The sequence below is a fragment of the uncultured Campylobacter sp. genome, assembly GCF_938045465.1.
Taxonomy (GTDB): Bacteria; Campylobacterota; Campylobacteria; order Campylobacterales; family Campylobacteraceae; genus Campylobacter_B.
Genome location: NZ_CALIBF010000087.1, coordinates 1 through 3,246, shown reverse-complemented (window position 1 = coordinate 3,246; position 3,246 = coordinate 1). Strand labels below are relative to the sequence as shown.

The 3,246-nt window shown below is 40.3% G+C and carries 3 protein-coding genes; all 3 read right to left on the bottom strand.

The features are described 5' to 3' along the window. Positions 1 to 457 (bottom strand): restriction endonuclease subunit S (locus Q0413_RS04265; protein WP_298987651.1); only part of this gene is annotated, 457 nt, incomplete at its 3' end. Next, complete coding sequence (gene rhuM, locus Q0413_RS04260) at positions 454 to 1,446, bottom strand: RhuM family protein (protein ID WP_298987648.1); 993 nt, start codon at positions 1,444 to 1,446, stop codon at positions 454 to 456. The genes Q0413_RS04265 and rhuM, both read right to left, overlap by 4 nt. Next, a complete protein-coding gene (locus Q0413_RS04255) occupies positions 1,443 to 2,999 on the bottom strand; it encodes a type I restriction-modification system subunit M (RefSeq protein WP_298704431.1) in 1,557 nt (518 codons plus the stop codon). Before Q0413_RS04255 ends, rhuM begins: the two co-directional genes overlap by 4 nt. Positions 3,000 to 3,246 lie beyond the last annotated feature (247 nt).

Below are 3,246 nucleotides of genomic sequence, written 5' to 3'. Positions count from 1 at the left end.
GAGTTACTCCGTTGGCCGTCTTAATAATTTGTGCTCTCAAAAATTTACTTCTAAAAATATATTTTAGAAATTCTGGTTCAAATAAACGTAAATCATTTAAACGAAAGCCAAAGCAAAAACTATTTAAATAAATTGGTTCTTCTGGTTTTTTAGTAAGAACAGATGAAAATCCACATTCGTTTCTAGTTTCAGACGAGCCTGTAAATAAAACATCGCCGTAAGCAACTAAATTTTGCCTTTCATTATTTTCTATTTTTACAAATTCAAGCGCATTCAAATCTATACTTAAATTTGAAAAAACATTCATATAGGTTATATATTTTACGTTACCGTGTTTTACAAAATCATCTTTTGTTTTTCCGTTTAAACCACCATAAAAATAACCAATCTCTCCAAGCTCCCTAAACTCCACCCCTTGCGGACAAAGCTCGTTTATCAAATCAAAAATTTTACTCATTTCTTGCCTTTGTCTTTTAGCTTTAAATTTATACTTTTGACGGCGTTTATATATTCTTTCTCGACCGGAGTTAGGTTGTTTTGTCGGTATTTTGCATATTCGGTGTCAACTTTTTTCATAGCCTCGCTATGACTTACCGAGCCAGCATTTTGCAAAACGCCTTTGCCGTAAGTTACGCTAAATTTATCCAGCTCGCTTATCCAGTCTCTCATATACATCGGCTCGCGCTCGTACGCCTTCACCTCGGCAAGATCGAAAAACGCCGAAACCAAGCGATTTAATCTAAAAAGTTCATCCTCGCTTAGGTAATTTTTTGCCGTTTTAGCCTCGTTTAGCGTCGGCATTTGGCCTTTAAAATTTGTAAGCCCCATAAATTCTTTATCTCCGTTTACTCTACTAAAAATAATCTCGGAGGCGGTTTGCTCGCTAACGGCGTAATGAAGCTTGTTTTGAACTATTTTAAAAAATTTAATACTCTCGTCGCTTTTTGGATCGTAGTCGTAGCTAGTGGCGTAAAGGTCGAGTACTTGGCGATACATCGCTTTTTCGCTACTACGGATATCGCGAATGCGTTCAAGCAACTCTTTGAAATAATCGCCGCCGCCCGTGCCTTTTAAGCGTTCGTCGTCAAGCGCAAAACCCTTTTTTATATATTCTCCTAAGCATTGCGTCGCCCACTGACGAAACTGCGTACCGCGAGATGAACGCACGCGGTAACCTACGGCTATAATCAAAGGCAAAGGATAATAAGCCATTTTACGCTTTATATTGCGCCCGCCTTCATTTTGAACTGTCAACTGAAAGTTGACAGTTGCTTTTTCATCTATCTCATTTTCTAAAAAAATAGCCTTTATATGCTTGCTAATATTTTGTTTGGTCGTCTGGTAAAGTTCCGCGATTTCAAGTTGCGTCAGCCAAAGCTGTTCATCAAATTTTTGCAAAGAAAATCTTGACTTGCCATCGCTTGTCGTGTAAATAATAGCTTTCATATTTCGCTGCCCGAATTTATTTCCGCAACGATTTCGTCGATTTGTTCGCGCAAATTTGAAATTTTGGCTACTGTTTGTTTTATTTGTAAATTTAACTCGTCTATATTAATAACCTCGCGTGTATCTTTTGCCTCGACATAAGAGCTTACGGCTAGATTGTAATCGTTTTGGACTATTTTTTCATTATCTGCGAGTGCGCATACATGGGCGATATCTTCTTTTTTACCAAAAATTTCTATTATTTTCGCAATGTGTTCGTCAGTTAGGACGTTGTTGTTTGTTCTTTTTTCAAAAAACCCGCTAGCATCTATAAACTGCGTTTTAGTCTCTGTTTTATGCTTTGAAAGAACAAGGATATTAACAGCTATCGGAGTGCCATAAAAAAGATTTGGGGCGAGCGAGATGACGGTCTCGACAAAATTTTCTTTTACGAGATATTCGCGGATCTTTTTTTCCACACCGCCTCTATAAAAAATGCCCGGGAAACTAACTATCGCGGCTCTGCCTTTTGCCGAAAGGTAGCTGAGTGCGTGCAAGATAAAGGCAAAATCCGCCTTGCTTTTTGGCGCAAGAACGCCCGCAGGAGCAAATCTAGGATCGTTTATGAGCGTCGGATCGTCGCTACCGATCCAGTTGATGGAGTAAGGAGGATTTGAAACGATAGCGTCAAAAGGCCTATCGTCGCTAAGCTTTGGATCTAGTAGCGTATCGCCGAGCTCTATGTGAAATTTAGAGTAATTAACGTTGTGTAAAAACATATTCATACGCGCCAGGTTGTATGTCGTGTGATTTATCTCCTGGCCAAAAAATCCATCCTCGACCTCATGTTTGTCAAAACGTTTTTTAGCCTGCAAAAGTAGTGAACCAGAACCGCATGCTGGATCGTAAATTTTATTTACGCGCTCTTGTTCGTGCATGGCAAGTGCGGCGATGAGCTTTGAGACATTTTGCGGAGTGAAAAACTCGCCGCCGGATTTGCCTGCATTCGCGGCATAGTTCGAGATAAGAAACTCGTATGCGTCGCCAAAAAGATCGATATGGTTGTTCTTAAAATCGCCAAAATCAAGCTCGGCCACGCCTTTTAAAACCGCTGCGAGTCGCCTGTTTTTCTCTGTAACACTATTTCCTAAACGGTTGCTAGTAGTATCAAAATCGGCAAAAAGCCCCTTTATGTCCTGCTCTGACTCATACCCGGATGCCGAACCTTCGATACTTTTAAAAATTTGATCTAAATCGGTATTTAAATTTGCGTTATTGTCGGCATTTTTTACGACGTTTTTAAATAACTGACTAGGGTATATAAAATATCCCTTCGTAACAATAGTATCGTGCTTGATCGCTTCAAGCTCCGGCGAATCGTCGGGCAAGCTTGCGTAGTCAAAATCACCGTCGTCGCCCTCTATATAATCCGTAAAATTTTCGCTAATAAATCTGTAAAACAACGTGCCCAGGACGTATTGCTTAAAGTCCCAGCCGTCAACAGCACCTCTTACTTCATTTGCAATACTCCAAATTTGGTTTTGCAAAGCCTTGCGCTGCGTCTCTTCGCTCATTTAATAGTATCTCCTAAAAAAATTTTATGCATATAAAATGGGAATGCTGCCGATAAAATTTAGCAATTCCATACTCTAATTTTCGCAGCAAAATTTCGCTTCCTAAAATTTCATCGCAGCATGGTGCCGGCAGAAGGCTGCTCGCGCTACCTTCCGCTTAGATACTCCTGTAACGTTTTAACTTCAAGCACAGAGTCGTCCTTTATCGAGCAGATCGAGCGCGTAGCGGCGATCGCCGCCTTCATCG

Bases quoted from the DNA above. Each gene is read 5' to 3' on its own strand.
- rhuM (WP_298987648.1), bottom strand. From the start codon at position 1,446: ATGAAAGCTATTATTTACACGACAAGCGATGGCAAGTCAAGATTTTCT.
- Q0413_RS04255 (WP_298704431.1), bottom strand. From the start codon at position 2,999: ATGAGCGAAGAGACGCAGCGCAAGGCTTTGCAAAACCAAATTTGGAGT.